The sequence below is a fragment of the Pseudomonas chlororaphis subsp. chlororaphis genome (genome assembly GCF_003945765.1).
Classification (GTDB): Bacteria; Pseudomonadota; Gammaproteobacteria; order Pseudomonadales; family Pseudomonadaceae; genus Aquipseudomonas; species Aquipseudomonas chlororaphis.
The window spans coordinates 6,554,034-6,579,763 of sequence record NZ_CP027712.1 but is presented as its reverse complement, the minus strand read 5'-3'; the positions used below and the strand labels follow the sequence as shown (position 1 = coordinate 6,579,763).

Genomic DNA, 25,730 nt, shown 5'->3' with positions numbered 1-25,730 from the left:
CGGTACAAGAAATTGCGTTTGATAATCAATATCATTTGTCATTGTTTATCTACGCGTCATAATGCCCGCCGCCAACTTCTATTACAGAGTCTAGGGAGCTAGCTTGTCCAAGCCTGTCGAACCCTTGCGCTTGCTGCTGCTGGCCGAAGAGCCGGCGTGGGCAGCGTTGTTGCGCGAGTGTCTCGCTCCGTTGGGAGACTCGGTGGTGCTGATCAGTGCGCCGACCTGGGAATCTGTCAGCCGTCTGTTCGATGAAGACCGCTCCGCGATTCTGTTAACCGTTCCCCAACTGCAACCGGCTCCCGGTCGTTGCAGCCTGCCCACGGTATTGCTGCTGGAGCAGGAGCCGCTGAACACGCCCGCCGGCGCCAGCGACTGGCTGGTGAATAAAAACCTCACTGCCGATACGGTGCGCCGTTGCCTGCGCCATGTGCGCGAGCGCGGGGTGCTGGAAAACACCCTGTTGCGCCTGGCCGAGCAGGACCCGCTGACCGGCATCGCCAACCGCCAGGGCTTCCAGACCCTGCTGGCGGCGCGCCTGGCGGAAAACGAAGGACGCGGGCTGGCCCTGGGGCACCTGGACCTGGACAACTTCCGCCATGCCAACGATGCGCTGGGCCACCAGGCCGGCGACCGGTTGATCCTGCAAGTGGTCTCGCGGCTCAAGAGCCAGCTTGAGGCCGGCGACCAGCTGGCGCGCCTGGGCAGCGACGAATTCGCCCTGCTGATCGATACCCGCCGGGCGCCGCAACGCGCCGAGTGGATGGCCGAACGCATCGCCGAAGTCATGGCCGAGCCGTACTGGATCGATGGCGAAAGCCTGCTGATCGGCTGCAGCCTGGGCATCGCCCACGCGAGGGCGAATGCCGGCGCCGACCCGCTGATGTGGCACGCGCACATCGCCATGCAGCAGGCCAAAAGTACCCAGGGCTGTACCTTTCACATCTTCAACGAACGCATCAATCGCAATGCCCGCAGCCTCGCCGACCTGGAAAGCGAACTGCGCCGGGCCTTGCGCCGCGACGAGCTGGAGTTGCACTACCAGCCGCGCCTGAATCTGCATGACGGGCAGATCGTCGGTCTGGAGGCCCTGGTGCGCTGGCGCCACGGCGAGCGCGGGCTGTTGCCGCCGAGCGAGTTCGTGCCCCTGGCCGAGCAGAGCGGCCTGATCGTGCCGCTGGGCTACTGGGTGATTTCCCGGGCGCTGCGCGACATGCAGGCCCTGCGCGAACGCGGCCTGGCGCCGCTGCACATGGCGGTCAACCTGTCGTTCCGCCAGTTCCAGGACAGCCAGCTGCTGTCGACCCTCAGCCGGCTGATTGCCGAGCGTGGTGTCGAGGCGCAATGGCTGGAATTCGAGCTGACCGAAACCGCGGTGATGCGCCGCAGCGACCTGGTCAAGCAGACCATGGACGCGCTGGGGCGGCTGGGGGTGCGGTTTTCCCTGGACGATTTCGGCACCGGGTTCTCGTCCTTCGTGCACCTCAACAGCCTGCCGATTGCCTTGCTGAAGATCGACAAAAGCTTCGTCGGCGGCATGGAGCAGCGCGAAGAGAACCGCAAGCTGGTGCACGCCATGATCAACCTGGCCCACAACCTCCATCTCGAGGTGGTGGCCGAAGGCGTGGAAACCCCCGAGCAACTGGCCTTGCTGCGCAGCTTCGGCTGCGACCAGGCGCAGGGCTACCTGATCAGCAAGCCGCTGCCGCTGACGGAACTGGTGGAGTACCTCACCTTCGGCAGGAGCCAGCAGGTCCTGGTCGGCGAGGTCATCTGACGGCACCCTACCGTAGTGGCCGGAGAACCTGCCGCTACAGGGAATCCCGGGCGGTTTGGAAGTTATCCCGCGCGGCAGGCTCCGCGCTTTCCCAGCGAATCATCCGGCGCATCTTCCATTCGAAAGCCAGGGTCAGGCTGATGGCGGCGCACGCCAGCCCCGATGCCAGGCCCCACCACACACCAGTCGCGCCCCAGCCCAGGGTGAATGCCATCAGCCAGGCCGCCGGCGCACCGATCAGCCAATAGCAACCCAGGCCCACGAGGAAGGTGGTCTTGGCGTCCTTGAGCCCGCGAATCGCGCCCATGGCGATGGTCTGCGTGCCATCGAACAGCTCGAACCAGGCCGCGACCGCCAGCAGGCTGACCGCGAGGTTGATCACGTCGCGAAAGGCTGGGTCGTTATGGTCGAGGAACAGCCCGATCAACTGGTTCGGCAGCAGCCAGAAGACCATGGCGAAACCCAGCATGGCCGCGCCGCCAAAGGCGATCCCGACCCGGCCGGCCATACGCGCGTGCAACAACTGCCCGGCACCGTAGTGCTGGCCGATGCGCATGGTGATCGCGTAGGAGATCCCGGCCGGCACCATGAAGGCCACGGAAACGATCTGCAGGGCGATCTGGTGCGCCGCCAGCTGGGTGCTGCCCATGGTGCCCATGCACAGCGCGGCGAAGGCGAACAGCCCGACTTCCACCGCGTAGGTGCCGCCGATGGGCAGGCCCAGTCGCCAGAGCTCCTGCAGATACTGGCGATTGGGCCGCGCCAGGCCCTGGCGCAGCGGGTAGGCGGCATAGGCCGGGTGACGCTTGATGTGCCAGGCCAGCGCCAGGGCCATGCAGTTGGCGACGATTGCGGTGACCAGGCCGATCCCCACCAGGCCCAGCTTCGGCAGGCCGAACATGCCGGTGATCAAGGCGTAGTTGAGCAGGAAGTTGGCCACGGTGCCGGCCAGGCTGATGACCATCACCGGCGTGGCGCGGCCGATGGCGCTGGTGAAGCCGCGCAGGGCCATGAAGCTCAGGTAGCCGGGTAGGGCGAACGGCAGGATCAGCAGGAACTGGCCGGCGGACTGCACGTTGGTTTCGGTCTGGCCGAACAGCAGCAACACCGGCTTGAGGTTCCACAGCAGCAGGCCGGCGACCAGCGCCATCAGCCACGCCAGCCAGAGGCCGGCCTGGGTCAGGCGCGCGGCGCCTTCGATGTCGCCGGCGCCCTGGCGAATCGCGACCAGGGTGCCGACCGCTGCGATCACGCCGATGCAGAAGATCGACACGAACGAATAGGTGGCCGCGCCCAGGCCACCGCCGGCCAGGGCTTCCGGGCTGAGGCGGGCCATCATCAGGGTGTCGGTCAGCACCATCAGCATATGCGCCAACTGTGAGGCGATCAGCGGCCCGGCCAGCCGCAGGATGGCCCAGAGTTCGGTGCGTGCTGGATGCTGCATGGTCATCGGTCTCGATACGGGGGAGGCAGTTAAGAGGGTTGATTCTCAGCGCTCTGGGCGACTTTCACAAAGGGATAAAAACGATTGGTGGCATGATTAAAACTCATGCTTGCGGATTCTGGTAAGTTGGCGCCATTGCGCCTGTGGAGTGCTGCCATGCCCCGTCGTCTTCCGCCCCTGTATGCCTTGCGCGCCTTTGAAGCCGCGGCGCGATACAGCTCGTTCACCCGCGCGGCCGAGGAGCTGTCGATCACCCAGAGTGCGGTCAGCCGGCATATCCGTACCCTGGAAGACCACTTCGCCTGCCGGCTGTTCCAGCGCAGCGGGCGCAATCTGCAACTGACCGAAGCCGCGCGCCTGCTGCTGCCAGGCATCCGCGAGGGCTTCACCGCTCTCGAGCGCGCCTGCAATACCTTGCGCGCCGAAGACGGCATCCTGCGCATGAAGGCGCCCTCGACCCTGACCATGCGCTGGCTGCTGGCGCGCCTGAGCCGGTTCCGCCATCTGCAACCGGGCAACGAGGTGCAACTGACCAGTGCCTGGATGGACGTCGATTCGGTGGACTTCAACCAGGAGCCCTTCGACTGCGCGGTGCTGCTGAGCAACGGCCACTTTCCGCCGGACTGGGAGGCCAGCTACCTGTTTCCGGAACTGCTGATCCCGGTGGGCGCGCCGAACCTGCTCAACGACCAGCCGTGGGATGTAGCGCGGCTGGCGGCCACCGAGCTGCTGCACCCGACCCCGGATCGCCGCGACTGGCGCAACTGGCTGGAGCGCATGGGCCTGTCCGAGCAGGTCTCGCTCAAGGGCGGGCAGGTCTTCGACACCTTGGAACTGGGCATGATCGCCGCGGCCCGCGGCTACGGGGTTTCCATGGGCGACCTGCTGATGGTGGCCGAGGATGTGGCCCAGGGGCGCCTGAGCCTGCCCTGGCCGACGGCGGTGGCCAGTGGCGAGAATTACTACCTGGTCTGGCCCAAGACCCGGCCTGGAGGTGAACGTTTGCGCCGCCTGAGCGATTTTCTCCAGAACGAGGTCCGCGCCATGCAATTGCCCGACGTAGAGCGTCTCGGCTGAAACGATGAAGGCCCCGTGACCAGGGGCCTGCGCGATACCCGTGCAACTCGCTCAAGTATTGAGCGGCGCCGCCGAATCCTTGGAAGTGGAACCTTCGTTCTGAAAGGTTTCGACATCTCATTCTTATTAGAACCATTGCCGAGCGTGTGACGCGATCAGGACGATCCGGTCTCTCGGCCAGGAGCTGTCATGCCTCAACCTCGTGCCCGGATCGCCTCGCAGCTTGGTCTCGCACTCGCCGTGGTACTGGCGATCGTGATCAGCGGCAGTACTGTCTTCGCCCTGCGCTCGCTGGACGCCGCCAACCTCGCCACCCGGGAAGAACACCTGGCCAGTGAGGCACGGCTGCTGGCCGACCAGCTCAATACCTTCCACGGCACCTTGCGCGAAAGCACCCAGCGCCTGAGCGGGCTGTTCGAAAAGCGTTTCAGCGGCGGCCTGAGCCTGCATCCGGACCAGCCGGTGACCGTGGCCGGTACCCAGACCCCGGGCCTGCACCTGGGTGATGTTGTGCTGAACAACAATTTCGAGGAGGTCGACGAGTTCAAGCAGATGACCGCCGGCGTGGCGACGGTGTTCGTGCGCAGCGGTGACGACTTCATCCGCGTCAGCACCTCGCTGAGTAAGCAGGACGGCAGCCGCGCCATCGGCACCCTGCTGGACCACGCGCACCCGGCTTACCAGAAACTCATGGCGGGGCAGAGCTATGTCGGCCGCGCGCTGCTCTTCGAGCGCCTGTACATGACCCAATACACGCCGGTGAGGGACAGCGCCGGCCAGGTGATTGCGGTGCTGTTCGTCGGCTTCGACTACACCGACGCGCAGAACGCCCAGTTCGACAACCTCAAGCGCTTCCGCATCGGCCAGACCGGTTCCCTGGCGTTGCTCGACGAACAGCAAAAGTGGCTGGTGCCGCCGGCCGGCGTGCAGGCCCTGGAACCGGCGGGGGCGACCATCGCTGAACTGGCCAGGCAGCCGGGCAAGGGCAACTTCTGGAGCGACAAGAACGAGGACTTCTACAGTGTCGCCGTCCCTTTCGAAGGTGGGCCCTGGTCGGTGGTGGCGAGCATGCCGAAGGCCGAAATCCGTGCGGTGACCTGGAGCGTCGGTCTGCGGCTGGTCATCGGCAGCCTGTTGGCAATGCTGCTGGCGGTGGGCGCCACGGTCTGGCTGCTGCGCAGCAAGCTTGCGCCGCTGGGCGACCTGGTGCGCCAGGCCGATGCCTTGGGCAAAGGCGACCTGAGTGCGCGCCTGAATGTCTCCAGCCAGGATGAGATCGGCCAGTTGGCAGGCAGCTTCAACCAGATGGGCCAGGCCCTGTCGACCATGGTCGAGCACATCCGCAAGGCCGCCGCGGAGGTCAATGGCCGGGCCCAGGCGTTGTCCGGGTTGTCGGGCGGGGCGTACGAGGGCATGGAACAGCAGTCGGGCGAGATCAGCAGCATGGCCGGGGCGGTGGAGGAGTTCAGCGCCACCTCGCTGAATATCGCCGACAACATGGGCAACACCGAGCGCCTGGCCCAGGAAAATGCCCAGCAGACCCGGATTGGCCGCACCTCGATGGAGGAAGCCTCGGCGTCGCTGGAGCAGATCGCCGGCGCCTTGAACAGCACGGCCACGGTGATCAATACCCTGGGCCAGCGCTCCGAGGAAATTGGTGGCATCGTCGGGGTGATCACCGCGATTGCCGACCAGACCAACCTGCTGGCGCTCAACGCCGCCATCGAGGCCGCACGCGCCGGCGAGCAAGGCCGCGGCTTTGCAGTGGTCGCCGACGAGGTACGCAATCTGGCCTCGCGCACCCGCGAAGCCACCGACGAAATCTCGGGGATGATCAACAGCATCCAGCAGGAAACCGGCAACGCCATCGCCACCATGGAGCAGGGCAATGTGTTGATGCAGGAAGGCCTGTCGCGCAACGCCAATGTCGCCTCGGCCCTGGCGCGCATCGACGAACAGAGCCGCTCGGCCGGCCAGCAGTTCGCCGCGATCACCACCGCGACCCAGGAGCAGAGCAGCACGGCGACCCTGCTCAGCAGCAATCTGCAGAGCATTGCCCTGGCCAACAGCGAACAGCGCGAAGTGGTATCGAACCTGGCGATCACCGCCAAGGAGCTGGAGAAGCTGGCGGCGGACTTGCGCCAGGAGGTCGATCGGTTCCGTTGATAGCGGTTGCGTGGCCGTTGGCCGCGGCTGGGGAGGCAGATTGCAAATGCGCGGGGCTGGGCTAAACCATAGGGGCGATTTCCCTACAGGATGCCTTCCCGGCAGGAGCTGACATGTCCCGTCTCACTGGTTTTGCCCTCCGTACCGCCGTGCTGCCCCTGGCACTGGCCAGCCAGATGGCGTCCAGCCAGGAGGCCGTGGGATTCATTTCCCCGGCGTCCTGGTACACCGCCTTCAACGCTATCGCCCAGGTGGCATGCCATAACTGCTACGAAAAACAGTACGCCGGCACCTTTACCAGCGTGCTCGATAGCGTGCGCACCCTGGAGCTGGACTTCTGGGACCAACGCGATGCGGTCACCGGAGGTTCGCCCCGCCACTGGTTCGTGCGGCACAACCCCGGCAGCCTGTTCCAGTCCGGCAATGACAACAATTGCACCGGCGACGGCAACGGCACCAACGACCTCGAGGCCTGCCTCAACGACATCAAACTCTGGAGCGACAGCCATCCCGGGCACTTCCCGATTACCCTGATCCTCGACAAGAAGCAGGGCTGGTCGAAGGAAAGCTCCGGGCGTACGCCGAAAGACTTCGATGACCTGGTCAGCCGGATTTTCCAGGGCAAGCTCTACACCCCGGGCGACCTGGCCCAGCACCTGGGTGTCAGCAGCAGTGCCTTGCAGGGCTCGCTCAAGGGCAAGTCCTGGCCGACCGCCAGCCAACTGCAGGGCAAGGTGCTGTTGGTGCTCAACCACTCGGAGAACCAGAAGCTCTCGCAATACGCCGAGGCCCGCACCACCAGCGCCAAGGTGTTCATTTCCCCGGTCACCAACGGCCAGAACGATGTCAGTGGCGAGGTCAGCGGCATGTCCAGGACGTCGTCCGGCTACGTGGCCATGAACAACATGGGCAAGGGCGACAAGCAGTGGGCCGCGCAAGCCTTTGCCTACAGCCACATCGGTCGCGTGTGGGGCGATGACGGCGTGTCATTCACCCAGCACATCGCCGAGAAGGTCAATCTGTCGGCGTATTACAAATTCGCCGAGGCCAAGGATGGCAACGGCTATCGCATCCGGCCGTTCTGAGGTTTCAGAGGGGCTCGGCCGGTTCGGCGAGCCCCGGGTCCACCCGCTTGCCGATATCCCGCAGGCGCGCCAGTTGGTCGACCATGGTCGGCGCTTCATCCAGGCTGCTGACAAAGGTCCACAGGTAGGTCATCACCGCGTATACATGCCCGGCCTTGACCCCCTCGGTCAGGGCCAACTGGCTGATGGCGATCACGAACAGCAGCGCGGCCGCCGAGCCAAGCAGCAGATAGGCCGCCGCCTCGCGGTCCGACAGCCAGATCCGCAGCCGCGACAGTACCCGGTAGTGCCGTTGCAGGGACGTGGCGCCGACCTTGGCCACCAGGCCGATTTCCTTTTCCAGCCGGTCGTTCAGGCGCTCATGCAGCTCCTGATTGCGCCGGGCGAAGCGCGGCAGCAGGGTGACGCACAGCAGCAAGGCCACCAGGCAGGCCAGGCCGACCCAGGGTTCGATCATCAGCAGCATCACCGCCGCGCCGACAATCGAGACCAGCGCGGTGGCGATGGTCGGAACGTGTTTCTCGAAGAAGTCGACGAACTCCCGGGCCAGCACCACCCGCGCCGCGGCGATGGAGGTGCTCTGGTTCTGCAGGCGCTGGTTGAGGATCACCGGCACCGCGAGGTCGGCGTAGATCCGCGTGAAGGTGCGGGTATCCACCGCTCGCCGCGCGGCCCCGACCACCCAGAACGCCAGCACCACCAGGGCATAGGCCAACGCGCTGCCGGCGTCGCCGCGAATGATCGAGTCCACGGCGAACCCGGCAAACAATGGGTAGGCCAGCAGCAACGCGTTCTCCAGCGCCACCAGCGATAAGGTGCAGAACAGCTTGCCGGGGTAGGCGCGGGCGATGGCTTTCAGGGTCTGGCTGGCGGATTGCTGGCCGATTTTCTTGCTTTCATCGATCAGGATTTGTGGGGTAACGGCTGGCATGAGTGCACCGGAGGGAAGATAAGCGCTATTATTGAGCGACTGCTCAATAGTATTTGAGCGATCGCTCAAAGCGCAAGCGCCGTCCATCTACCGGCGCCCAGAGGTAATGCCCGCATGTCCCGTACCGACCGCAAAGACCAGATCATCGCCGCCGCCCTGGAGCTGTTCCACAGCAAGGGTTTCGCCGATGTTTCCACCCGCGACCTGGCGGACCACGCCGGCTTGTCCCGCAGCCACATCTATCACTACTTCAGCGACTGGAATGAATTGCGTCGCGAAGCTTTCGTGCGTTTTGCCAACGAGCAACTGGACGCTGTAGGCGCGCCCCTGGTTGGCTTGCCGCCGCTGGAGGCTCTGCATGGATTCCTGCGCGATTGCCTGCCGGTTTCTGCCGAAGACAGCTGGGCGCTGTGGCTCGATGCCTGGGATGAAGCCATGCACGACACCGCGCTGGCCGAGGCCTACCAGAAGGTGGATGAGCAGTGGCAGGCCATGCTCGCCAGCATCATCGAAGCCGGCGTGCAGGCCCAGGTGTTCCAGTGCGCATCACCCGCGCGCACAGCCCGGCAGATCTTCGCCCAGATCATGGGTTATGCCGATGGCCTGTTGCTGCGGCCCTCGGCCGAGGCCGCCGCAGCGGCGATGGATGAGGTGATGGAAGTGGTCGAGTTGTTATTGAGGATTCGCTGAGCCCTGGAGAGGTGTTCGTGTGTGCCAACCAGTTGCGGAAATTAAGTTGCTGAAACGATTCATCAGCGCTATAAAAATCCCACAACTCCAATAAAGGCACACGCCCATGACTCCACTCCGACTGCTGGTCGCTCTTTCCGCGTTCACCGCTGCTTCCCATGCCATGGCCTGGGACTATGTCCTGCTCGATACCGACAAGGCCGCCCAGGACTTCCATATCACCAGCGCGCAGCTGGGAGTAAAAACCGCCAAGCCTTTTTCCGTGACCCTGCGCACCCTGCATGGCGGGCGGCAGGAGGGGGTGAGCATCGTCGATATCGACAACGGTGCGATGAAGCTCTCGGTAGTGCCGACCCGTGGCATGAATGTTCTGCAGGCTTCCGTCGGCAAGGTGCGCATGGGCTGGGATTCGCCGGTCAAGGAAGTGGTCAACCCGGCGTTCATCGAGCTTAACGGTCGCGGCGGCCTGGGCTGGCTGGAAGGCTTCAACGAACTGGTGACCCGCTGTGGCTACGAGTGGGTCGGGCACCCGGGGATGGATAACGGCGAGCTGCTGACCCTGCACGGTCGCGCGGCGAACATCCCGGCGAACAAGGTCACCCTGCATATCGACGAGAAGCCGCCGTACGCCATCAGCCTGCGCGGCGAGCTCAAGGAACAGGCGTTCAAGAAGGTCGATTTCTCGGTGGTCACCGAGCTGGTGACCGAGCCGGGCAGCGTCAGTTTCGCCCTCAACGACACCCTGACCAACAACGGCGACTATCCGAAGGAATACCAGGCGCTGTATCACAGCAACTTCAGCACGCCGTTCCTCGAAGAGGGGGCGAAGTTCGCCGCTGCGGTGAAGCAGGTGTCGCCGTTCAATGACAAGGCCAAGGCCGACCTTGCTGATTGGCAGACCTACCGCGGCCCGACCCGGGATTACGACGAGACTGTCTACAACGTGGTGCCGTACGCCGATGCCCAGGGCGACACCCTGACGGTGTTGCACAACAAGGCCGGCAGCCTCGGTGTGGCGGTGGGCTTCAATACCCGGCAGTTGCCGGTGTTCTCCCTGTGGAAAAACACCGATACCCAGGGCCAGGGCTACGTGACCGGCCTGGAACCGGGCACCAGTTTCTCCTACAACCGTCGCTACCAGCGTCCGCTGGGCCTGGTGCCGACCATCGAGGCCGGGCAGAGCAAGCAATTCCAGATCCACTACAGCCTGCTGGCCGACAAGGCGGCTGTGGATAAGTCCCTGGCCGAGATCAGCCAGATCCAGAACGGTCGGCAGACCGAAGTACGGCCGACGCCGCTGGTGGACCTGAGCAAGGAGTGATTCTCCTCAACTCGCGGCCGGCCGGTATTGCAGCGCTTCGGCCAGGTGCTCGCGGCTGATCTGCTCGGCCTGCTCGAGGTCCGCCAGGGTACGGGCGACCTTGAGCAGGCGGTGGGCGGCGCGCAGGGACAGGGTCAGGCGTTCGCAGGCGGTTTCCAGCCAGCGCTCGTCGGTTGTGGATAACTGGCAATGCCGGCGCAGGCCCGGCAGGTCGAGAAAAGCATTGGCGCAACCCTGGCGCCGTTGTTGCCGCTCCCTGGCGCGGGCCACCAGGGCCGCGGCTTGCGCGCTGTTATCCCCAGCCTGGGGCTTGGGGTTGAGGGCGGTGCTTTCCCGGGCCACGGTCAGGTGCAGGTCGATGCGGTCGAGCAGCGGCCCGGAGAGTTTGTTGCGATAGCGCTGGATCTGCTCCGGGGTGCAGCGGCAGCGGCCACTGGGCTCGCCAAGATATCCACAGGGGCAAGGGTTCATCGCCGCCACCAGCTGGAAACGCGCCGGAAAATGCACCCGGTCGCGAGCCCGGGCGATGACGATCTGCCCAGACTCCAGCGGTTCGCGCAGCACCTCCAATACCTTGCGATCGAATTCCGGCAACTCATCGAGAAACAGCACACCGTGGTGGGCCAGGGTAATTTCCCCGGGTTGTGGTTTTGAGCCTCCGCCCACCAGGGCTGGCCCTGACGCAGAGTGGTGCGGCTGGCGAAACGGCCGCTGCGGCCAATGGCTCAGCGGAGTGTGGCTGGTGACCGACTGGATGGCGGCCACTTCCAGGGCTTCCTGCTCCTCCAGCGGCGGCAACAGGCCGGGCAGGCGGCTGGCCAGCAAGGTCTTGCCGGTGCCCGGCGGACCACTGAACAGCAGGTTGTGCGCACCGGCCGCGGCTACCAGCAGCGCGCGTTTGGCGGCCAGCTGGCCCTGTACTTCATTCAGGTCGGGGTAGGGCCGGTTCTGCTGGAGCAGGCCGTCCGAAACATAGGGTTCGATTGGTGTATGGCCGTTGAAATGCGCAACGGCTTCCAGCAAGTGCTCGACGGCGATCACCTTCAGTCCCGACGCCAGGCAGGCTTCCTCGGCATTCGCGCGCGGGACCATCAGCGTGCGTCCGGCCTGGCGCGCGGCCAGGGCTGCCGGCAGCACACCGCGCACTGGACGCACCGCGCCGGAAAGCGCCAGCTCGCCCAGGCATTCGACTTCCTCCAGGGCCAGGGTCGGCACCTGCACGCTGGCGGCGAGAATGCCCAGGGCAATGGCCAAATCGAAGCGCCCGCCGTCCTTGGGCAGGTCGGCCGGGGCGAGGTTGAGGGTGATGCGCCGGGCCGGAAAATCGAAGCCGGCATTGAGAATGGCGCTGCGCACCCGGTCCTTGCTTTCCTTGACCGCCGCTTCGGGCAGGCCCACCAGGGTCAGGGCCGGCAGGCCGTTGGCCAGATGGACTTCGACCGACACGGCCGGCGCTTGCACGCCGGTCTGGGCACGGCTGTGGACAATGGCCAGAGACATGACTCGTTCCTTGAGGCTGGGAAACCGCGTCCTGCGGTTGTGCAAGCCTAGCCCCGGCCGGAGCATCATCGCGTCGGAAAATCGGCTCAGGATGTTGCGGCGGGCGGCTCAGCCGCGCCAGTCGTGGGACCAACCCGGTTGGGCTATGCGCTGTTCGTACAGGGCGATGTCCGACTGATTGTCGACTTCCACCCAACCGCCGCGAATGGCCACGGTGGCGATAGCGGTGCCGGCCTGGAGCAGGGCGCGCAGCAGGCTGGTCATGTCCAGTTTGTCGATCTGCTGCTCGCTCATGCCGGCCAGCAGCGCCTGGACCTGGCTCCAGCCCGCGGGGGTGAATTTCAGCAGGCCCATGTACTGGCCTTCGATTTCCTCGTGGCTGGTGACCCTTTCACCGATACCCAGCAGTTGGCCGGCCTGTTGGCGGAAGCTTTCGGCATCGCTGAGGGGGTCGTCGAAGCGCGTGGACCACAGGTCCCACCAGTCGAGGTCGTAGGTGATGCTCAGGGGCGCCTGGGAGGCCATCAGGTCACGGACGATGTCCGGGCGATAGACGATGTCGCCGTAGCACACCAGGGTCGGTTCGCTGGACAGCAGGGCGTCGGCGCGTATCAGGCTGCGCACCATGTTGCTGCTGGCCCAATGCGGGTTGTACAGCCGGCTCTGGCCGTAGCCTTCAAGGGCTTCGCTGCAATAACCGCTGACCAGATGCACCTCGTCGACCCCGGCGTTTTCCAGGGCTTGCAGCTGCCATTCGAGCAGCGGCTTGCCAGCCAGGCGGGCCAGGGGCTTGGGTTGCGCGGCGGTCAGGTGTTTCAGGCGGGAGCCGCGGCCGGCGGCGAGAATTACGGCTTTCATGTCAGGTCACTCAAAGAGCCATTGGCACAGTTGTCGATCGGCGTCGTCCAGCGCTGCTTCGCGCTCGGGATGCCACATGATGCCGGCCACCTTGAGGTGGGTATGCACCAGGGCCTCGCAAGTCCCGGCAGCGTCCACGGCCCAGGGGCGCAGGGCGGCGGGCAACGGGCCGAGCAACTGTTTGCCGTGGAAGGAATTGACCGAGCGCGAAGCCGCCTGGCCCTGTAGCCAGGGCAGCTCGGCGGCGGCCAGCACGGTGATGAGGTGGCGTTGTGCGACGTGCACGTCGCGATCGGCATCGGCCAGCCGGCCGCCGAAAAAGTCGTGGATCAGTTGCAACCCGCGGCAGACCCCCAGCACCGGCAGCCGCTCGGCCACGCAGTGGGCCAGCAGCGCCTGTTCGCTCTGATCGCGCAACGGGTCGCTGCGGAGATCGTCGCCGCCGCTGAAGATCACGCCTTGCACGCCCTGGGCCCGGGCATAGGCCACGGTGTCTTCGCCCAGGTTGGGCAGCAGCAGCCATTGGTGGCCGCAGCCGAGCTCGGCAAAAAAACGGTACCAGTCCCTGGCCAGGCCATCGCGCGGTTCGTCGTAGGCCTGCGGGTTGCAGGTTCTCAGGGTGATGCCGAGACGTTTCATGGCTGCACCGGGTTCAGGGTCTTGTCGCGACAATTGAGGGCGATGCGCGGGCTGCGCAGGATCCGCTTGAACAACTGTTCACCGCAGCCGATGGCCGCCGGGATGCCGAATTCGGCGCAGCGGATGGCCATGTGCGAGTTGGCCCCGCCGTATTGGGTGACCAGCCCGGCGATACCACGGGTGAAGACCCAGTCGTAGCCGGGGTCGGCATTCTCGATGCAGACGATCTTGCCCTTGAGCGGCGCCGAGGCCGGGGTGTCCTGGCGCAGTTCCATGCCGATGGCTTCGACGTTCTGCCGGGTGATGAAGTTGGGCAGGCTGCGATGCAGCGGCGCGACGAACACATCGTCGACCGCGCTGATCAGGTGCCCGAGCTTCAGCGAGATGCCCTGTTCATAGCTGCGCCGCGCCTGGCTGGCCGACTCCAGCAGGACCCGATCGGTGTCGTCCATCAGGGGCGCAGTGAGACTGTCGAGCAGCGGGTGGATATCGAGAAAGGACAGGTCTTCCCTGGCCAGGCCGACGTCGGCGCCCCAGCTCACCAGCAATTGCAGGGCATCGGACAGGTCCCGGGTGAACACCAGCTTGGCGTATTCCCGGGCCTGGATGGCCTGGCTGGCGTAGTCCAGCAGGTGTTCGGTCGACAGCGGCCAGCCCTGCTCGTCGATCAGCCATTGCAGGGCCTGGCGTTCTTCGGGTTGTAGCTGGAATGCCGTCTGCGGGCTCTCGCCGTGACCCAGCTCGACGGTCGCGGCAGCGAACAGGTCGTGGCGCTCGTCGTAGCGCAGTGAGGTGATGTCGTAGGTGCCGGGGCGCAGATGGCCGAACTTGGCGACGAACGCCGGCAGGGTATGGGTATCGGCGCAGACCTGGGCGTATTCGCGCGTCAATTCGGTGGTGACGGTGTGGATCGACTGCTTCCAGGCCAGCAGGCGCTCGTTGCTCAGGGCGCCCCGGCGGCAGGCCGAGCGCAGCAGGGTTTCGGCGATGAACGCGTGCCGGGCGAGCATGGCGAACGGCAGCGTGCCTTGCTCGCGACAGTCCAGCAGCAGGCGGTGGATGCTGTCGAGGTCGGCTGGCAGGACGTCGAGGCGCCGGCTTTGCTGCTGGCGCTCGTGGGCGCGTACCCGATCGAGCAAGGGCGGCAGCGCGCCGGCTCCCTCACCGCTCAGCGCCCGCAGCGTCAGTTGGTCGAGGGCCGTGCGATAGGCCCGTTGTTCGACGGCGCTGAGACTGTCGCCATAACGCTCGGCGAAGTCGGCGTCGAAGGTGAAGTCCAGGCAGGTCTGGACGACTTCGAACTCGACCTTGTCGTGCCATTGCGGATGGGCCTGCAGGCGCTGCAGCCAGGCGTTGACCAGGCGAGTGCACAACCCCGGTTCCAGGCCCGCCGGCAGGAATGAGTTGAAGCTGCAACGCACGTCGATATACGGATGATGGCCGAGCATCACCATCAGGGCCTGGTGTCGCGGGTGGTGGTAACCCATCAGGGCGCGGGCTTCGCGCCAGGTCGAATCCGTCACCAGGCGCCGATACAGCGAGGCCGCCAGCGGGCGCGGGGTGGTGCCGATGATTTCCGCCGGATTCCAGTCAGGCATCACCCCCAGCAAGGTGCTGCCGCCATACAGGCCGGCCTGGGGCGCCAGGCGTTTGGCCAGGAAGCGCTGGATGTGCTCCAGCTGGCGCGCCACCCGCCGTTCGGTGACCGGGTGCCAGGTGTTGCACAGGGTGATGCGCCGCACCTGCAGGACATAGACCTGCTGGTGGCGGTCGACGGCGAACTCGATGTCCAGCGGCACATTACCGCAAAGCGTTTCCAGCTCCCGGCAGGCATCGATCACTGCCTGCAAGCGCGGGGAGCGCAGTTGGGCGCTCTCGGTGTCGCGGTAGACCAGCACGGTTTTCTGGATACCCTGGCCGCCGGTGATGGTATCGGTCAGGCCGCTCTCGTCGTCGTAGTTCACCACGTAATAAGGGGCGCCATGCTCCAGGTCGTGGGTCATCACCACGCCGCTCATCTGGATCGAGGTCAGCATCGGCTGGATCAGGATCTGGTTGTCCTCGCAACGGTGTTCGGCAAAGGACGCGATCACCTGTTCGATGGCCGCGTTTAGGGCCCGTGGATCCGTGGCGCTGACGTTCAGGCAACTGGTGAACAGGCCGGCCATCGAGCTGTTGACGCTGTCTTCGTTCTGCGCGCTGCTGCGCACGATCACGCAACCGCCATGCTCCATCCTGGCGATGTTCAGCAGCACGTCCGCGGGGGCGTCAAGCCACTGCCGCGCGGTGAAGAAATACAGCGGCAGGATCTGCGAGCGGGTGACCCGCGGCTGCAGGCGCTCCAGGGTTTCGGACTTGGTCCCGAAACGAACGATGTTTTCGGCGGTCCGGTTCATGGCGCGTCCTTGTGCTTGTCCACCGCCAGCAGGGCCAGGTGTTTGAGCAACGGGTGAATGATGAAGTAAGGCGGCTTTTCGGCTTCGGCCGGCAGGGGCCGCAGGGCTCGCTCGCCTTCGCGTCGCCAGTGGCCGAGGACTTCCACCAGCAGGTCGGCGCGGATCGCATTGTCATACAGGTAGTCGACATCCATGCCTGGCGGGGGCAGGGGATAGGCCTTGCGCGCCAGCACCGGGCCGGTGTCGATCTGCTCGTCGAGCAGCAGGGCGCTGGCGGCGCATTCACGCTGCTCGATGATCTGGTAGTACAGGGTGGTGCTGCCGCGATAGTCCGGCAGCCAGCCTGAGTGGATATGCAGCACCGGGTAGTGACTCAGCAGGGCCGCCGGCACCAGTTGCCCGCCGTAGCCGGAGTAGACGACCAGGTCCGGCGCCTGGCGGGCGATGAGTGTGAGCAGTTGCGGATCGTCGAGAGCCTGGGCCGGGGACACCTCGTGGGGCCAGTCCAGGGCCGCCAGGCAGGTGTCGAGGTCCTGGCTCAGGTCCGGGCAGAACAGCCCCGCCAGTGGCTGCACCTGTAACTCGCGGGTGGTTTGCAACGGGCCGCCGCCCTGGCCGTAGACAATCACCGCTTCAGGTTCGATTCCGGCCGCCGCCAAGCCTTGCAGGTAGGCGACCGAGCGCGCGGTGCGGGCGCAGAGGATCAGCAGGCGGGCGCGACTCATAGGCCGGCCTCCCGGGCGACTGTGGCCAGCAGCTGTTGTTCCTGGGTCAGCAGCCAGGCCAGGTAGGCGCCCTGGTCCGGGGCGAGGCGGCCCTGCTGCGACACCAGGGTATCCGTCAGCTTGAGCAGGCCGCTGAGGTAGTAGGCTGCGCCGCTCGCCTGCCAGCCGTGCAGCATGCACTCGGCCAGCAACAGGTAAGGCTGTGCGGATCCATAGCTGCCGTGTGGCAGCGGACGGTGCGGAGCCGTGGCTTCATAGCCGGTATACAGGCGTTTGCTCACTTCGAATTTCTTCAGCAGGCGCGGCAGCCAGTAGGTCGCCAGCGGGCCGGAGACGCCAGCGTCCGCGCGCATTTCCAGGCACAGGTAGCCCAGCAGCGTCGTGCTGTCCCCGGCGTGCGCCGGGCCTTGTGGATATAGCGCAGGCAAGGCTGGCGCCGGCAGGTGGGCGCATGCAGCCAGGCGCGAGGCGCGCCAGGCGTCGACGAAGGCTTCACCCTGGAAGCTGCTGTAGCGGTAGGTCTGCGGGGTTTCCAGCAGGTCCCCGTCGCTGTAGGCGTAGTTCAGCATGATGGTGGATACCCACAGAGCTGGCGAATGCGTTCCACATAGCCCGGGATGTCGTCGGGCTCGTGACGGTTATGCAGCACCAGGTCCGGGCGTTGCGGCGGTGGATACTCGATGTCCACGCCCACCACGTTGCTCTGTTCGCCTCGCAGGGCGGACTGGTAAAGCCCCTTGTTGTCACGGCTGATCAGGGTGCTCAGCGGCACATCGACGAACACTTCACGGTAGCTGGAGAAACGCTGGCGGTTGTCGTCGCTGATGTCCTGGAACATCGACAGGATGCAGCAGACCACATCGATGCCCTGGCTATCGAGCCAGCCGCACAGGGCCTGGATCCGCTCGGCGTTGACCCGGCGTCCGGCGACGCTGTAGGCGTCCGCCTGCTGATCATGGCGGAACAGCGCGCGAATCTCGTCGCCGTCGACGAATACGGTCTGCGGCCGTTGCGCTTTCAGGCTGGCATACAGGGCCCGGCCAATCGTGGTTTTGCCCGCGCCCGACATGCCGACCAGCCAGATCACCATGCTTTCACCCCTGCTTGAGTATGTTTTCGATGTTGCGCAGCGCCAGTACCGCCAGCTCCGCCGAGAAACCATAGCTGGGGGCGAAGTAATGGCGACGCAGGCGCTGACGGACCGCGGCCTGCCGTTGCCAGAGGCTCTCGTCCCCCAGCAGGTCGGCCAGTTGCCAGCGCGCCTCGGGGTCGAGGTTGACGATGTCGTTGCGCAGCAGCACATCGGGCGATTCCTCGCCGGTCAGCGCGTCCTGCTCGGCGTCCGGTACGTTCAACAGCAGCAGGTTCTTGTCCAGGTACAGGGCGCCGAACGCGGTTCCGCCGTAGTCCGAAACCACATAGTCGGCGCAACGGAACAGGCTGAGGTTGTCGTAGACGCGGGTAATTACCGCGGTGAACGGGTATTGCTCGAGCAGTTTCAGCGCCTCGGGATCGGCCTCGACCGACAGCGGGTGGGTCTTCACGATGACGTTGTAGCGATCGCACAACCCGGCCATGGCGTCGGCGAAGCGGCTGATCGACGACAGCTCCATCCAGGTCGGCAGCCACAGCACGGTCGTTTTCGTCGGGTCCAGGCCCAAGTCTGCCGGGTGCTGGCCTTGCAGCGAGGTTTCGCGGAAGTAGGCGTCGTAGCGCGGGTAGCCCATCTGGAAGGTTACGGCATCGCAGCATTCGCGCAGGCGCTCGGCCTGCCAGGGGCCGAAGCACAGGATCAGGTCGTAATGCCGGTTCCAGCTGGAGAAGTTGTGTTTGTACTTGCCCAGGGCGTACATGAAGCGCACCTGGCGATGGCCCAGCGCCTTGATCATCGGCTGCGAGCCGTGGTCGTACATGCTGTGGTTGGAGACCACCACGTCATAGCGGTGATTGGCCTTGATCACATCCAGGCTGCCGTGACAGCTGTAGCCCAGGCCGCCAATCAGTTCGCGGCTTTGCGCGCGCTCTTCATGGGTGCCGTGCAGGACCACATCGAAAGCATCGGCCCCCAACAGGCTCCAGACCGCCTGATAGTGATTGAGCATCTCGGCGGTATGAACGAAGAAGGCCAAGCGGCTGAAGGGTTTTGGCGCGGTCATAGGGCTACCTGGTGCACAACAAAGAATACGTCGAGGCAAGCGTTGGCGTTGCTTGGCGGTGTCGTGGGGCATGGCTCGCCCCGAGGGTGGCCAGGATCGCAAACGCTGGATATGTTATCGGCGAAGCGGGCGGGAAATGAACGGGCAGAGCGGAAAATCTTTGCTGGCGGGGTCCGGCTCGACCGGCGGCAGGCACTGCATGGTCGAGCCTATGCGCAGGGGCGCGGTCGAGGTGGTTATTGCTCGCTCGGGTTGAGCTTGGCTTCCAGCTCGGCGACCTTCGCCTCCAGGCTTTCCAGGCGGGCCCGGGTGCGGGCCAGGACGACCATCTGGCTGTCGAATTCTTCCCGGCTGACCAGGTCCAGCTTGCTGAAGCCGCTTTGCAGCAGGGCCTTGAACTGGCTTTCGATTTCGGCGCGGGGCAGTGGGGTATCGCCGCTGAACAGGCGGGCGGCATGGCCGCTCAGGGCATCGAGGAGGTCTTTGGGCGCGAGCATGGGGAGTGTCCTGAAAACAATGACGGGCAGTGTATCACGCACTGTCTATAGTCAATCGGCAGGCGGGGATGCACGCTTTTCGCGCATCGCGCCGGGCAGTGGCGCACCGTTGTTGTGCGTATCCGTGGCGATGATGGCGAAGTGGTTTCTGTCGTGGCGGCCAAGGGACTGAAATCAGTGGGTTTTCGCGAGATGGCAAGGTTTCTGCTTAGTCCCCGATGACCCATGCACTGATGCAGTCGCTGTGACGAATGCAGTGCGGCAGGCGGAGCGGGGAAGTGTTTCGTCAGGAGCGGTTAGCTGGCGTCGGTCTGGTCGAGGAAGGCCGACGATGCGTTACAAAGCCAGGCACTGCGCTTAGACTTGAGTCGGGTTTGTTTTCCTGGGGCAAGTCCACCAATTCGGGAGAAAGTTTCATGAAGCTAGTCACTGCCATCATCAAGCCGTTCAAGTTGGACGACGTGCGCGAGTCGCTGTCCGAGATCGGCGTGCAGGGCATTACCGTTACTGAGGTCAAAGGCTTCGGCCGGCAGAAGGGGCACACCGAGCTGTATCGCGGCGCGGAGTACGTAGTCGACTTCCTGCCCAAGGTGAAGATCGACGTCGCCATCGACGACAAGGATCTTGATCGGGTCATCGAGGCGATAACCAAGGCCGCCAACACCGGCAAGATCGGTGACGGCAAGATCTTCGTGGTCAATCTGGAACAGGCTATTCGCATCCGTACCGGCGAAACCGATACCGACGCCATCTAAGCCGCCCCAAACCCAACGCCCCAGGAGAAAACAATATGACTCTGCGTAAAATCGCAGGGCTAGGAGCCCTGTTGTCCCTCGTAATGCCTGGCCTGGCCATGGCGGCGGACGAAGTGGCAGCCCCAGTCCTCAACTCCGGCGACACCGCCTGGATGCTGACCTCGACGGCCCTGGTGCTGTTCATGACCATTCCCGGCCTGGCGCTGTTCTACGGCGGCATGGTGCGTTCGAAAAACATTCTTTCCGTGATGATGCAGTGCTTCGCCATTACCGGTCTGATCAGCATCCTGTGGGTCATTTATGGCTACAGCATTGCGTTCGACACCACCGGCATGGAGCAGGGCGTCGTCAACTTCAACTCCTTCGTCGGCGGCCTGGGCAAGGCCTTCCTGGCCGGCGTCACCCCGGCGAGCCTGACCGGCCCGGCGGCGCTGTTCCCCGAGGCGGTGTTCATCACCTTCCAGATGACCTTCGCCATCATCACCCCGGCGCTGATCGTCGGTGCCTTCGCCGAGCGGATGAAGTTCTCCGCCATGCTGATCTTCATGGCCATCTGGTTCACCCTGGTCTACGCGCCGATCGCGCACATGGTCTGGTCCGGCAACGGCGGCCTGATGTGGGACTGGGGCGTGCTGGACTTCGCCGGCGGCACCGTGGTGCACATCAACGCCGGTATCGCCGGCCTGGTGGCCTGCCTGGTGCTGGGCAAGCGCAAAGGCTTCCCGACCACCCCGATGGCGCCGCACAACCTGGGTTACACCCTGATGGGCGCGGCCATGCTGTGGATCGGCTGGTTCGGTTTCAACGCCGGTTCCGCCGCCGCCGCCAACGGCACCGCCGGCATGGCGATGCTGGTAACCCAGATCGCCACCGCCGCCGCAGCGCTGGGCTGGATGTTCGCCGAATGGCTGACCCACGGTAAGCCAAGCGCCCTGGGCATCGCCTCGGGTGTGGTTGCCGGCCTGGTGGCGATCACGCCTGCCGCTGGCACCGTAGGCCCGATGGGCGCCCTGGTGATCGGCCTGGCAGCGGGCGTGGTGTGCTTCTTCTGCGCCACCACTCTGAAACGCAAGCTGGGCTACGACGACTCCCTGGACGCCTTCGGCGTGCACGGTATCGGCGGTATCCTCGGCGCGATCCTCACCGGCGTGTTCGCTGCGCCATCGCTGGGCGGCTTCGGCACCGTGACCGACATCGCCGCGCAAGTGTGGATCCAGTGCAAAGGCGTGGGCTTCACGGTGATCTACACCGCGATCGTCACCTTCATCATCCTCAAGGTGCTGGATGTGGTCATCGGGCTGCGTGTCACCGAGGAAGAAGAGTCGGTCGGCCTCGACCTGGCGCAACACAACGAGCGCGGTTACAACCTGTAATCTCGCTAGAAAAAATGCCCGGCTTGCCGGGCATTTTTTTGTCTGCGTTTTGTCATTGAGAGACAGCTGAAAGGTTTTTTCCAGAGCTTGTCAGCCAGTTTGATGACTGCTTTTTTTTCGGGTCAATGACTTACAGCATTGGAGGAATATTCGGCACTTTGTTTTTTCCCAGAGCGCGCTAGAATGCGCGCCGAATGTGCGGAGAACTGTATGTGGCAACAGACTCTGATTACTCTGCGGGCAAGGCCCCGGGGCTTTCATCTGGTAACGGACGAGTTGCTCGCCGGCCTGCCTGAACTGAAGGCATGTCGGGTCGGTCTGTTGCATTTGTGGCTGCAGCATACCTCGGCCTCGTTGACCATCAACGAGAATGCCGACCCTGCGGTTCGTCGTGACTTCGAGCGTTTCTTCAACTCCCTGGTGCCTCAAGGCATGGCCGGGTATGAACATGACGACGAAGGGCCCGATGATCTGCCGGCGCACTTCAAGGCCAGTTTGCTAGGCTGTCAATTGAGCTTGCCGGTATCGGCGGGTCGCTTGGCGTTAGGCAGCTGGCAAGGCGTTTATCTGGGCGAGCATCGCGATCATGGCGGTGCCCGCAAAGTCCTTGCCACCTTGCACGGTGATAAGGCATAAGCCGCTGGTTATCAGTGGATGTTGATTTTTTTCCAGCGGCCTTCGACAGTCGGCTCAGCTGGGCTATAACTAATCTGCTTTTCGCAAGTCATGAGGTAGAACATGAGCGACGATGATCTGGAAAACGACGACCTCGAAGTAGGCGACGAAGACGAAACCGAAGAAGGTCTTGAAGCGGCCGCCGACGATGTGGCGGAAGACGATGGCAGTGATGTTCCTGCCCCGACCGCCAAAGGCAAGGCCAAGGCTGCCGTCTCGGTAGACGAGCTGCCGAGTGTCGAAGCCAAGAACAAAGAGCGTGATGCACTGGCGCGCGCCATGGAGGAGTTCCTGGCCCGTGGCGGTAAAGTGCAGGAAGTCGAGGCCAATGTGGTTGCCGATCCGCCCAAGAAGCCTGATAACAAGTACGGTAGCCGGCCTATCTGAGCGCCTGCCACTTGCTTGCTGAAAAAGCCCGCCGTCGCTGCGGGCTTTTTCATGGGCGTTTGTTGGCGAGAGTGCGGTGTTGCAGTGATTGCGACAGCGTCCGATCAGGCGCCGTTGTGCCAGCGCGCCAGCAGTTTCGGCAGCTCAGTCAGGCTGCGGATTTCCGCATCCGGCAACCGGTCCGCCTCCCAGGCCTTGCCGGCCGGGTTGAACCAGATGGCCCGCAAGCCGGCCTGCTGGGCCCCGGCGATGTCGTCGCCCGGGTGGTCGCCGATGTGCACGGCGGTGTCCGGTGTCGCCTCGCCCCGTTGCAGGGCTTCGTGAAACAGCCGTGCATCGGGCTTGGCGATGCCGATGTCTTCGGCGCACAGGGCGAACTTGAAGTAATCCGCCAGCCCCAGGCGGCGCACGTCGGCGTTGCCATTGGTGACCACGCCCAGGGCGAAGTGGTTGGCCAGCGCTTCCAGGGTCGGCTGCACCTCGGGAAAGATATCCAGCTGGTGCCGCGCATGCAGGAACACTTCAAAACTCTGGTCGGCCAGGGCATTGGCCTGGCCCTGGTCGTAGCCGGCTTCCTCCAGTGCATGAAACAGCACCCGTCGGCGCAGCGCGCTGATGCGGTACTTGAGCCCCGGCTCGTTGTTCAGCACCCGCTCACGGATGGTCCAGAGATGCTCCACCGGTACGCCGCCCAGTTGCGGAGCGTGGTCGGTCAGCCACTGGCGCAGCACGGCTTCGGCGCTGACGATCACGGGCGCGGTATCCCACAGCGTGTCGTCGAGGTCGAAGGTGATCAGCTTGATCGTCATTACTCACCGCCTTTGTTGCGTTTGGCCCGTGGGTGGGCGCTGTCGTAGACCGCTGCCAGGTGCTGGAAGTCCAGGTGGGTATAGATCTGGGTGGTCTTGATATCCGAGTGCCCCAGCAGTTCCTGTACCGCGCGCAGGTCCTGGGAGGATTCCAGCATGTGACTGGCGAAGGAGTGTCGCAGCATGTGCGGATGCAGGTTCTGTCCCAGCTCGCGCTCGCCGGCGGCCTTGACCCGCAGCTGAATCGCCCGGGGGCCCAGGCGCCGGCCCTGCTGGCTGACGAACACTGCGTCATCCGGCGGATTGCTCAGCGCCCGCAGCGGTAGCCACAGCTGCAGCGCCTCGCGGGCCTTCTTGCCAATCGGCAGGACCCGGGTCTTGCTGCCTTTGCCGTGGACCTGCACCAGGCCATCGGCCAGGTCCAATTGTTCGAGGTCGAGGCTGGTCAGCTCCGACAGGCGCAGCCCGGAGGAATAGAACAGCTCGAGAATCGCCTGGTCGCGGTGCGCGAGGAAATCATCCTCCACCGCGCCATCGAGCAATTGCAGCGCGCGATCGGTGTCCAGGGTCTTGGGCAGGCGGCGCTCGCCCTTGGGTGGCGCCAGGCCGTTGGCCGGGTCGTGATTGCACAGACCTTCGCGGTTCAGGTAGTGGTACAGGCCGCGTACGGCGGAGAGCAGGCGCGCCAGGCTGCGAGAGGATTGGCCCTGCTGGTGCAGGCGCGCAATCATGCTGCGCAGGCCCTGGATGTCCAGGTCGGACCAGTTGCAAACCTGCTGCTTGGCGCAGAAGGCCAGCACTTTTTCCAGGTCGCGGCGGTAGGCTTGCAGCGTATGGGGCGACACTTGGCGCTCACTGCGCAGGTGCTCGCAGTAGGCGTCCAGTTGTCGTTCCATGGTCAGCGAACCGAGCGTAGCGAGTGAGTGAAGCGCGGCAGCACGCGGCCCATGACTTCGGCGATATAGCTGAGGAACAGCGTCCCCACCGAGCTTTTGTAGTGCTGCGGGTCGCGGCTGGCGATGGCCAGCACGCCGTGAATGCCCTGATGGGCGATGGCGACCACGGCGCTCGAGCCGATCTGCTGGCGCTGTTCTTCGCCGAACAGGAAGTCCAGCTCATGCTCGCGCAGGCTGCCGCTGACGCTCTTGCCTTCGGTCAGCAAGCCGCCGATGGCGGTCTGGGCGTCGGCGGCGGTGACCCAGCGGCCTACCGGCATGGCGCTGTCGCTGAACAGGATCAGGCTCACGAATGGCACCTGGAAGTCCTGGCGCAGGCTGTCTTCGACGCTCATCACCACGTCTTCCAGGCTGTTGGCGTCCATCAGCGCGAGAATCAGGCGCCGGGTCTTCTCGAAGAGCCGGTCGTTGTCGCGGGCCACGTCCATCAACTGCGAAAGCCGGTGGCGCATCTCGATGTTGCGCTCGCGCAGGATCTTCATTTGCCGCTCCACCAGCGAGATGGTGTCACCGCGCTGATGGGGAATGCGCAACGCCGGGAGCAGTTCTTCATGCTCGACGAAGAAGTCCGGATGAGCCTCCAGGTACGCGGCGATCGCCGCCGCCTCGAGGTTTTCGGCAGGAGATTCGTCGGGTTGTTCGGCTGGAACCTGAGGCTGATCAGTCATGGTTTTCGCTCATTCAAAGACGCACCTGTCCTTCGTATACGCGCACTGCCGGGCCGGTCATCTTCACCGGTTGGCCAGGGCCTGCCCATTCGATGGACAGGCGCCCGCCCGGCAGGTCGATCAATAGCGGCGAATCCATCCACCCCTGGCTGATCGCGGCCACTGCGGCGGCGCAGGCGCCGGTACCGCAGGCCTGGGTTTCCCCGGCGCCACGTTCCCAGACCCGCAGCTGCGCGCGCTGACGGTCGATGATCTGGATGAAGCCGACATTGACCCGGGCCGGGAAGCGCGGGTGATGTTCGATCTTCGGTCCCAGCTCATGCACCGGCGCGCTGTTGATGTCGTTGACCCGCAGCACCGCATGGGGGTTGCCCATGGACACCGCGGCCAATTCGACGGTCTGGCCATCGACTTCGACCTGATAACTCAGGGCCTGGGCCGGTGCCACGAATGGAATCTGCTCGGGCACCAGGCGCGGCGCGCCCATGTCGACGCTGATCTGACCGTCGTTGCGCACATCCAGTTCGATGATGCCGCTTTTGGTCTCGACGCGGATCTGGCGCTTGGTGGTCAGGCGCTTGTCCAGCACGAAACGGGCGAAACAGCGCGCACCGTTGCCGCATTGCTCCACTTCGGAGCCGTCGGAATTGAAGATCCGGTAGCGGAAATCCACATCCGGATTACTCGGCGCCTCGACGATCAGCAACTGGTCGAAACCGACTCCGGTGTTGCGATCGCCCCATTGCTTGGCATGTTTGGGCAGGATGTGCGCGTGCTGGCTGACCAGGTCGAGGACCATGAAGTCATTGCCCAGGCCGTGCATCTTGGTAAAACGCAGCAGCATG

General features: G+C 64.7%; 25 protein-coding genes. 10 read left to right on the top strand and 15 right to left on the bottom strand.

Annotation, left to right across the window (positions count from 1 at the left end):
• Nucleotides 1-103: 103 nt before the first annotated feature.
• On the top strand, nucleotides 104-1,777 hold the full coding sequence (locus tag C4K27_RS30030; RefSeq protein ID WP_007932415.1) for a putative bifunctional diguanylate cyclase/phosphodiesterase: 1,674 nt from the start codon (nucleotides 104-106) through the stop codon (nucleotides 1,775-1,777).
• A gap of 34 nt (nucleotides 1,778-1,811) precedes the next feature.
• On the opposite strand, the gene C4K27_RS30025 is transcribed toward C4K27_RS30030, so the two are convergent.
• On the bottom strand, nucleotides 1,812-3,221 hold the full coding sequence (locus C4K27_RS30025; protein ID WP_173613370.1) for a NorM family multidrug efflux MATE transporter: 1,410 nt from the start codon (nucleotides 3,219-3,221) through the stop codon (nucleotides 1,812-1,814).
• A 156-nt stretch (nucleotides 3,222-3,377) separates the two neighbouring features.
• Here C4K27_RS30025 and C4K27_RS30020 point away from each other — a divergent pair, with 156 nt between their 5' ends.
• The 3 genes from C4K27_RS30020 to C4K27_RS30010 all read left to right on the top strand — a co-directional run bounded on the left by C4K27_RS30020 (nucleotide 3,378) and on the right by C4K27_RS30010 (nucleotide 7,549).
• Entirely contained in the window at nucleotides 3,378-4,298 is a 921-nt protein-coding gene (locus C4K27_RS30020; RefSeq protein ID WP_053263096.1) for a LysR substrate-binding domain-containing protein, read from the top strand.
• A 189-nt stretch (nucleotides 4,299-4,487) separates the two neighbouring features.
• Nucleotides 4,488-6,464 (top strand): methyl-accepting chemotaxis protein, encoded by a 1,977-nt coding sequence (locus C4K27_RS30015; protein ID WP_053263095.1) that lies wholly within the window; start codon nucleotides 4,488-4,490, stop codon nucleotides 6,462-6,464.
• Nucleotides 6,465-6,577: 113 nt separating this feature from the next.
• Complete coding sequence (locus tag C4K27_RS30010; protein WP_053263094.1) at nucleotides 6,578-7,549, top strand: Ca2+-dependent phosphoinositide-specific phospholipase C; 972 nt, start codon at nucleotides 6,578-6,580, stop codon at nucleotides 7,547-7,549.
• A 4-nt stretch (nucleotides 7,550-7,553) separates the two neighbouring features.
• Here C4K27_RS30010 and C4K27_RS30005 read toward each other — a convergent pair whose 3' ends face one another.
• A complete protein-coding gene (locus C4K27_RS30005) occupies nucleotides 7,554-8,480 on the bottom strand; it encodes an ABC transporter six-transmembrane domain-containing protein (RefSeq protein WP_173613369.1) in 927 nt (308 codons plus the stop codon).
• Between the two features lie 114 nt (nucleotides 8,481-8,594).
• On the opposite strand from C4K27_RS30005, the gene C4K27_RS30000 reads away from it, so the two are divergent.
• Nucleotides 8,595-9,170, top strand: a complete 576-nt coding sequence (locus C4K27_RS30000) for a TetR/AcrR family transcriptional regulator (RefSeq protein ID WP_053263092.1) — start codon at nucleotides 8,595-8,597, stop codon at nucleotides 9,168-9,170.
• 106 nt (nucleotides 9,171-9,276) lie between these two features.
• Entirely contained in the window at nucleotides 9,277-10,491 is a 1,215-nt protein-coding gene (locus tag C4K27_RS29995; RefSeq protein WP_053263091.1) for an aldose 1-epimerase family protein, read from the top strand.
• A gap of 6 nt (nucleotides 10,492-10,497) precedes the next feature.
• Here C4K27_RS29995 and C4K27_RS29990 read toward each other — a convergent pair whose 3' ends face one another.
• The 9 genes from C4K27_RS29990 to C4K27_RS29950 form a co-directional block, all read right to left on the bottom strand.
• Nucleotides 10,498-11,991: a YifB family Mg chelatase-like AAA ATPase gene (locus C4K27_RS29990; protein WP_053263090.1), complete on the bottom strand. Its 1,494-nt coding sequence runs from the start codon at nucleotides 11,989-11,991 to the stop codon at nucleotides 10,498-10,500.
• 108 nt (nucleotides 11,992-12,099) lie between these two features.
• On the bottom strand, nucleotides 12,100-12,849 hold the full coding sequence (locus C4K27_RS29985) for a phosphocholine cytidylyltransferase family protein (RefSeq protein ID WP_053263089.1): 750 nt from the start codon (nucleotides 12,847-12,849) through the stop codon (nucleotides 12,100-12,102).
• 6 nt (nucleotides 12,850-12,855) lie between these two features.
• Complete coding sequence (locus C4K27_RS29980) at nucleotides 12,856-13,488, bottom strand: gamma-glutamyl-gamma-aminobutyrate hydrolase family protein (protein WP_053263088.1); 633 nt, start codon at nucleotides 13,486-13,488, stop codon at nucleotides 12,856-12,858.
• Nucleotides 13,485-15,884 (bottom strand): PEP/pyruvate-binding domain-containing protein, encoded by a 2,400-nt coding sequence (locus C4K27_RS29975; protein ID WP_053263087.1) that lies wholly within the window; start codon nucleotides 15,882-15,884, stop codon nucleotides 13,485-13,487. Before C4K27_RS29975 ends, C4K27_RS29980 begins: the two co-directional genes overlap by 4 nt.
• Nucleotides 15,881-16,609, bottom strand: a complete 729-nt coding sequence (locus C4K27_RS29970; RefSeq protein WP_053263086.1) for a formyltransferase family protein — start codon at nucleotides 16,607-16,609, stop codon at nucleotides 15,881-15,883. Before C4K27_RS29970 ends, C4K27_RS29975 begins: the two co-directional genes overlap by 4 nt.
• A complete protein-coding gene (locus C4K27_RS29965; protein WP_053263085.1) occupies nucleotides 16,606-17,178 on the bottom strand; it encodes a hypothetical protein in 573 nt (190 codons plus the stop codon). The genes C4K27_RS29970 and C4K27_RS29965 overlap by 4 nt, the downstream gene beginning before the upstream one ends.
• Complete coding sequence (locus tag C4K27_RS29960) at nucleotides 17,172-17,699, bottom strand: adenylyl-sulfate kinase (RefSeq protein ID WP_009046159.1); 528 nt, start codon at nucleotides 17,697-17,699, stop codon at nucleotides 17,172-17,174. Before C4K27_RS29960 ends, C4K27_RS29965 begins: the two co-directional genes overlap by 7 nt.
• A gap of 4 nt (nucleotides 17,700-17,703) precedes the next feature.
• Nucleotides 17,704-18,765, bottom strand: a complete 1,062-nt coding sequence (locus tag C4K27_RS29955; RefSeq protein WP_053263084.1) for a CDP-glycerol glycerophosphotransferase family protein — start codon at nucleotides 18,763-18,765, stop codon at nucleotides 17,704-17,706.
• 236 nt (nucleotides 18,766-19,001) lie between these two features.
• Entirely contained in the window at nucleotides 19,002-19,262 is a 261-nt protein-coding gene (locus tag C4K27_RS29950) for an accessory factor UbiK family protein (RefSeq protein ID WP_007926648.1), read from the bottom strand.
• A 416-nt stretch (nucleotides 19,263-19,678) separates the two neighbouring features.
• On the opposite strand from C4K27_RS29950, the gene glnK reads away from it, so the two are divergent.
• From glnK to sutA, 4 genes are all read left to right on the top strand, one after another.
• Nucleotides 19,679-20,017: a P-II family nitrogen regulator gene (glnK, locus tag C4K27_RS29945; RefSeq protein WP_002555808.1), complete on the top strand. Its 339-nt coding sequence runs from the start codon at nucleotides 19,679-19,681 to the stop codon at nucleotides 20,015-20,017.
• A 35-nt stretch (nucleotides 20,018-20,052) separates the two neighbouring features.
• On the top strand, nucleotides 20,053-21,390 hold the full coding sequence (locus tag C4K27_RS29940; RefSeq protein WP_007926649.1) for an ammonium transporter: 1,338 nt from the start codon (nucleotides 20,053-20,055) through the stop codon (nucleotides 21,388-21,390).
• A 210-nt stretch (nucleotides 21,391-21,600) separates the two neighbouring features.
• Nucleotides 21,601-22,026, top strand: a complete 426-nt coding sequence (locus C4K27_RS29935) for a secondary thiamine-phosphate synthase enzyme YjbQ (RefSeq protein ID WP_007926650.1) — start codon at nucleotides 21,601-21,603, stop codon at nucleotides 22,024-22,026.
• A 102-nt stretch (nucleotides 22,027-22,128) separates the two neighbouring features.
• Complete coding sequence (gene sutA / locus C4K27_RS29930; protein ID WP_007926654.1) at nucleotides 22,129-22,452, top strand: dormancy-specific transcriptional regulator SutA; 324 nt, start codon at nucleotides 22,129-22,131, stop codon at nucleotides 22,450-22,452.
• Between the two features lie 104 nt (nucleotides 22,453-22,556).
• On the opposite strand, the gene C4K27_RS29925 is transcribed toward sutA, so the two are convergent.
• From C4K27_RS29925 to dapF, 4 genes are read right to left on the bottom strand one after another with little or no spacing between them, the layout of a single operon-like run.
• Complete coding sequence (locus tag C4K27_RS29925; protein WP_053263083.1) at nucleotides 22,557-23,261, bottom strand: HAD family hydrolase; 705 nt, start codon at nucleotides 23,259-23,261, stop codon at nucleotides 22,557-22,559.
• Nucleotides 23,261-24,157, bottom strand: a complete 897-nt coding sequence (gene xerC / locus C4K27_RS29920; protein ID WP_053263082.1) for a tyrosine recombinase XerC — start codon at nucleotides 24,155-24,157, stop codon at nucleotides 23,261-23,263. The genes C4K27_RS29925 and xerC overlap by 1 nt, the downstream gene beginning before the upstream one ends.
• Nucleotides 24,158-24,159: 2 nt before the next feature.
• Nucleotides 24,160-24,885 carry a DUF484 family protein gene (locus C4K27_RS29915; protein ID WP_009051448.1) on the bottom strand — a complete coding sequence of 242 codons (726 nt, stop codon included), beginning with the start codon at nucleotides 24,883-24,885 and terminating at the stop codon, nucleotides 24,160-24,162.
• Nucleotides 24,886-24,898: 13 nt separating this feature from the next.
• Complete coding sequence (gene dapF, locus C4K27_RS29910; RefSeq protein WP_053263081.1) at nucleotides 24,899-25,729, bottom strand: diaminopimelate epimerase; 831 nt, start codon at nucleotides 25,727-25,729, stop codon at nucleotides 24,899-24,901.
• Between the last annotated feature and the right edge of the window lies 1 nt (nucleotide 25,730).